Source organism: Lactobacillus sp. XV31L (assembly GCF_059900865.1).
The window spans coordinates 1-5,616 of record NZ_JBWXGC010000021.1; the positions used below are offsets into that span (position 1 = coordinate 1).

General features: G+C 42.7%; 1 protein-coding gene. It reads left to right on the plus strand.

The annotated features are described in order from the left end of the window. On the plus strand, positions 1–5,616 hold a 5,616-nt coding region (locus tag AC2JF7_RS08920), incomplete at both ends, for a DUF1542 domain-containing protein (protein ID WP_500728346.1).

Genomic DNA, 5,616 nt, shown 5'->3' on the forward strand with positions numbered 1-5,616 from the left:
AGATTGATAGTGACTACATTCCAGGCAGCACTTCACTACCGGATCAGAAGAAAGATGCAATTAAGGCAATTAATGATGAAGCAACTAAGGTTAAGGGTCAAATTGATGGCGATCCAACCTTAGATGCAGCAACAAAGGCAGCGCAAAAGGCTAATGTTGATAAGGATGCAACCGATGCGAAGACAGCCATTAATAATGCAGCTAATGCACAAGCAGTCAAAGATGCTAAAGATTATGGTATAGCCAAGATTGATGGTGACTACATTCCAGGCAATATTTCTCTTCCAGACCAAAAGAAGAGTGCTATAGCCGCAATTGATGCCGAAGCAACTAAAGTCAAGGCTGACATTGATGCCGATGTTACTTTGGATAAGGCAACTAAAGACAAGCAAAAGAGTGCTGTTGACACTGACGCAGCTGCTGCCAAAGATGCTATTAATAATGCAACAAGTGCCCAAGGTGTAATTGACGCTAAGAATGATGGAATTATCAAGATAGACGGTGACCATATGTCAAGCAATATTTCCCTCCCTGATCAGAAGCAAAATGCTCAGGCAGCTATTGATGCCGAAGCTACTAAGATTAAGGCTGAAATTGATGCCGACGTTACTTTAGATAAGGCAACTAAAGACAAGCAAAAGAGTGCTGTTGATACTGATGCAACCATTGCTAAGGCTAATATTAACAAAGCTAGTGATGCTCAAGGTATTAATGACGCGAAGAACGCTGGTATTGTCAAAATAGATAGTGACCATATTCCTGGCAGTGTTTCATTACCAGATCAAAAGACTGATGCAATTAAGGCAATTGATGATGAAGCAACCAAGATTAAAGGTGAGATCGACGCTGATCCGTCTTTAGACAAAGCAACTAAAGACAAGCAAAAAGCTAATGTCGATACAGATGCTGCAACTGCCAAGGCTAACATTAATAATGCACAAGATGCTCAAGGTGTTAAAGATGCCAAGAATGCAGGTATTATCAAAATAGATAGTGACCACATTTCAAGTAATATTTCTCTTCCGGATCAAAAGAAAGATTCAATCAAGGCTATTGATAATGAGGCTGCCAAAATCAAGGGTGACATTGATAATGATGTTACTTTAGATAGTAAGGAAAAAGCAGCTCAAAAAGCTAAGGTTGATCAAGATGCCACCGATGCTAAGACAGCTATTACTAATGCAACTGATGCTCAAGGCGTTAAGGATGCAACTTCTGCTGGTATTGCTAAGATTGATAGCGACCACGTGCCAAACAGCACTTCACTACCAGATCAAAAGAGACTTGCGATAGTTGCAATTGAAAATGAAGCTGTTAAGATTAAGGGCGAAATTGACGCTGACCCAACTTTGGATGATGCAACTAAGAAAATCCAAAAAGGCAACGTTGACAGTGATGCTGAAGCTGCTAAGAATGCAATCAATAATGCAACCGATGCTCAAGGTATAAAGAATGCTAAGGAAGATGGAATTGCCAAAATCGACGGTGATCACATTCCGGGTAGTGTTTCTCTTCCAGACCAAAAGAAGAGTGCTATAGCTGCAATTGATGCCGAAGCAACTAAAGTCAAGGGTGACATTGATGCCGATGTTACTTTGGATAAGGCAACTAAAGACAAGCAAAAGAGTGCTGTTGATACCGACGCAGCTGCAGCCAAAACAGCTATTAACAATGCAACTAGTGCACAGGGTGTAATTGATGCCAAGAATGATGGAATTGTCAAGATTGATGGCGACCACGTTCCAGGCAGCACTTCATTGCCAGATCAAAAGACTAGTGCGCAGAAAGCAATTGATGATGAAGCTGCTAAGATTAAGGCTGAAATCGATGCCGATCCAACTTTAGATACAGCAGCTAAAACTGCTCAGAAGACTAATGTTGATGTTGACGCAGCTGCAGCCAAGGCTAATATTAGTCAAGCAACTGACGCCCAAGGTGTCAAAGATGCAAAAGATGCTGGTATCGCTAAGATTGACAGCGACCATGTCCCAGGCAGCACTTCACTACCAGATCAAAAGACTAGTGCTCAAAAAGCGATTGATGATGAAGCAACTAAGGTCAAAGGCGAGATTGATGCCGATCCAACTTTAGATGCTGCAGAAAAGGCAGCACAGAAGGCTCAAGTTGACAAAGACGCCACTACTGCTAAGAACAATATCGCTCAAGCAACCAATGCCCAAGGTGTTAAAGATGCTAAGAACGCCGGTATTGCTAAGATCGACAGTGACCATGTTCCAGGCAGCGCTTCACTACCAGATCAAAAGGCTAGTGCACAAAAAGCAATTGATGATGAAGCAACTAAAGTCAAGGGTGAAATCGATGCCGATCCAACTTTAGATGATGCGGCTAAGAAGAGCCAAAAGGCTCAAGTTGACAAAGATGCCACTGCAGCAAAAGAAGCTATCAATGATGCAACTGATGCTCAAGGTGTCAAAGATGCTAAGAAGGCTGGTATTGTTAAGATTGATAGTGACCATATCCCAGGCAGCACTTCACTTACAGATCAGAAGAAAGATGCAATTAAGGCAATTAATGATGAAGCCGCTAAGGTTAAGGGTCAAATTGATGGCGATCCTACCTTAGATGCAGCAACAAAGGCAGCGCAAAAGGCTAATGTTGATAAGGATGCCACTGCAGCAAAAGAAGCTATTAATGGTTCAGCTAATGCGCAAGGTGTCAAAGATGCTAAAGATTATGGCATAGCCAAGATTGATAGTGACTACATTCCAGGCAATGTTTCTCTTCCAGACCAAAAGAAGAGTGCTATAGCCGCAATTGATGCCGAAGCAACTAAGATTAAGGCTGACATTGATGCCGATGTTACTTTGGATAAGGCAACTAAAGACAAGCAAAAGAGTGCTGTTGACACTGACGCAGCTGCTGCCAAAACAGCTATTAACAATGCAACAAGTGCACAAGGTGTAATTGACGCTAAGAATGATGGAATTATCAAGATTGATGGTGACCACGTTCCAGGCAGCACTTCACTACCAGATCAAAAGACTAGTGCTCAAGCTGCTATTGATGCCGAAGCTACTAAGGTTAAGGCAGAAATTGATGCCGATCCAACTTTAGATGACGCAACTAAGAAGAGTCAAAAGGGCAATGTTGATACTGATGCAGCAACTGCCAAGGCTAATATAAGTCATGCTACTGACGCCCAAGGTGTCAAGGATGCAGCTAGTGCAGGTATTGTTAAGATTGACAGCGACCATATCCCAGGCAGTGCTTCACTACCAGATCAAAAGACTAGTGCTCAAAAAGCGATTGATGATGAAGCAACTAAGGTCAAAGGCGAGATTGATGCCGATCCAACTTTAGATGCTGCAGAAAAGGCAGCACAGAAGGCTCAAGTTGACAAAGACGCCACTACTGCTAAGAACAATATCGCTCAAGCAACCAATGCCCAAGGTGTTAAAGATGCTAAGAACGCCGGTATTGCTAAGATCGACAGTGACCATGTTCCAGGCAGCGCTTCACTACCAGATCAAAAGGCTAGTGCACAAAAAGCAATTGATGATGAAGCAACTAAAGTCAAGGGTGAAATCGATGCCGATCCAACTTTAGATGATGCGGCTAAGAAGAGCCAAAAGGCTCAAGTTGACAAAGATGCCACTGCAGCAAAAGAAGCTATCAATGATGCAACTGATGCTCAAGGTGTCAAAGATGCTAAGAAGGCTGGTATTGCTAAGATTGATAGCGACCACGTGCCAGGCAGCACTTCACTTACAGATCAGAAGAAAGAAGCGCGCAATGCAATTGATGACGAAGCAACTAAGGTTAAGGGTCAAATCGATGGCGATCCTACATTAGATGCAGCAACAAAGAAGAGTCAAAAGGCTCAAGTTGACAAAGATGCAACCGATGCGAAGATAGCCATTAATAATGCGGCCAATGCACAAGCAGTCAAAGATGCTAAAGATTATGGCATAGCCAAGATTGATAGTGACTACATTCCAGGCAATGTTTCTCTTCCAGATCAAAAGACTAATGCTCAAGCCGCAATTGATGCCGAAGCAACTAAGATCAAGGCTGACATTGATGCCGATGTTACTTTGGATAAGGCAACTAAAGACAAGCAAAAGAGTGCTGTTGACACTGACGCAGCTGCCGCTAAGGAAGCCATTAAGAATGCAACTGACGCTCAAGGTGTAAAGGATGCCAAAGAAGCCGGAATCACTAAGATTGATGGTGACCATGTTCCAAACAAGTCATCGCTTCCGGATCAAAGGACTAGTGCTCAAGCTGCTATTGATGCAGAAGCTACTAAGGTTAAGGCAGAAATAGATACTGACCCAACTTTAGATGACGCAACTAAAAAGATTCAAAAGGGCAATGTTGATAAAGATGCTGCTACAGCCAAGGCTAATATTAGTCAAGCAACTGACGCCCAAGGTGTCAAGGATGCAACTAGTGCAGGTATCATCAAGATTGACAGTGACCATATTCCTGGCAGTATTTCACTACCAGATCAAAAGACCGATGCTCAAAAGGCAATTGATGATGAAGCAGCCAAGATTAAAGGTGAGATCGACGCTGACCCAACTCTAGATGATGCAGCTAAGAAGAGTCAAAAGGCTCAAGTTGACAAAGATGCCACTATTGCTAAGAATAATATCGCCCAAGCAACAGATGCCCAAGGTGTCAAAGATGCCAAGAAAGATGGTATCAATAAGATTGATAGTGATCATGTACCAAATAGTACTGCATTACCAGATCAGAAGAAGACGGCTAAGGCAACTATTGATACTGAGGCAACTAAGATTAAGGGTCAGATTGATGCCGATCCAACTTTAGACGCTGCAACAAAGAAGGCTCAAAAAGCTGCTGTTGATTCAGATGCTGCGGCTGCTAAAAATAATATTGATCAAGCAGTTAATGCTCAAGAAGTGAAGGATGCAACTTCAGCCGGAATCACTAAGATTGATAGCGACTATGTTCCAGGCAGTGTTTCATTGCCGGATCAGAAGAAGGCTGCTCAAGCTGCTATTGATTCAGAAGCCAACAAGGTTAAGGGTGACATTGACGCTGACCCAACTTTAGATAATGCAGCCAAAACTACTCAAAAAGCTAAGGTAGATCAAGATGCAACAGCTGCTAAGAACAATATTAGCCAAGCAAGCGATGCTCAAGGTGTCCAGGATGCTAAAAATAATGGTATTGCTAAGATTGATGCAGACCATATACCAGGTAGTGTTTCTCTTCCAGATCAAAAGACTAATGCTCAAGCCGCAATTGATGCCGAAGCAACTAAAGTCAAGGGTGACATTGATGCCGATACATCCTTAGACAATGCAGCCAAAACTGCTCAAAAAGCTAAGGTAGATCAAGATGCAACAGCTGCTAAGAACAATATCAACCAAGCAAGCGATGCTCAAGGCGTTCAAGACGCTAAGAATGCAGGTATTGCTAAGATCGATGGCGATCACGTACCAAATAGCACCTCGCTCTTAGACCAGAAGAAGAGTGCCCAGGCAATTATTGATCAAGAAGCTGCTAAGATTAAAGCTGAAATCGATGCCGATCCAACATTGGATACAGCAACTAAGAATGCTCAAAAGAGCAGAGTTGATGTTGACGCAGCAACTGCCAAGGCTAATATAAGTCAAGCAACTG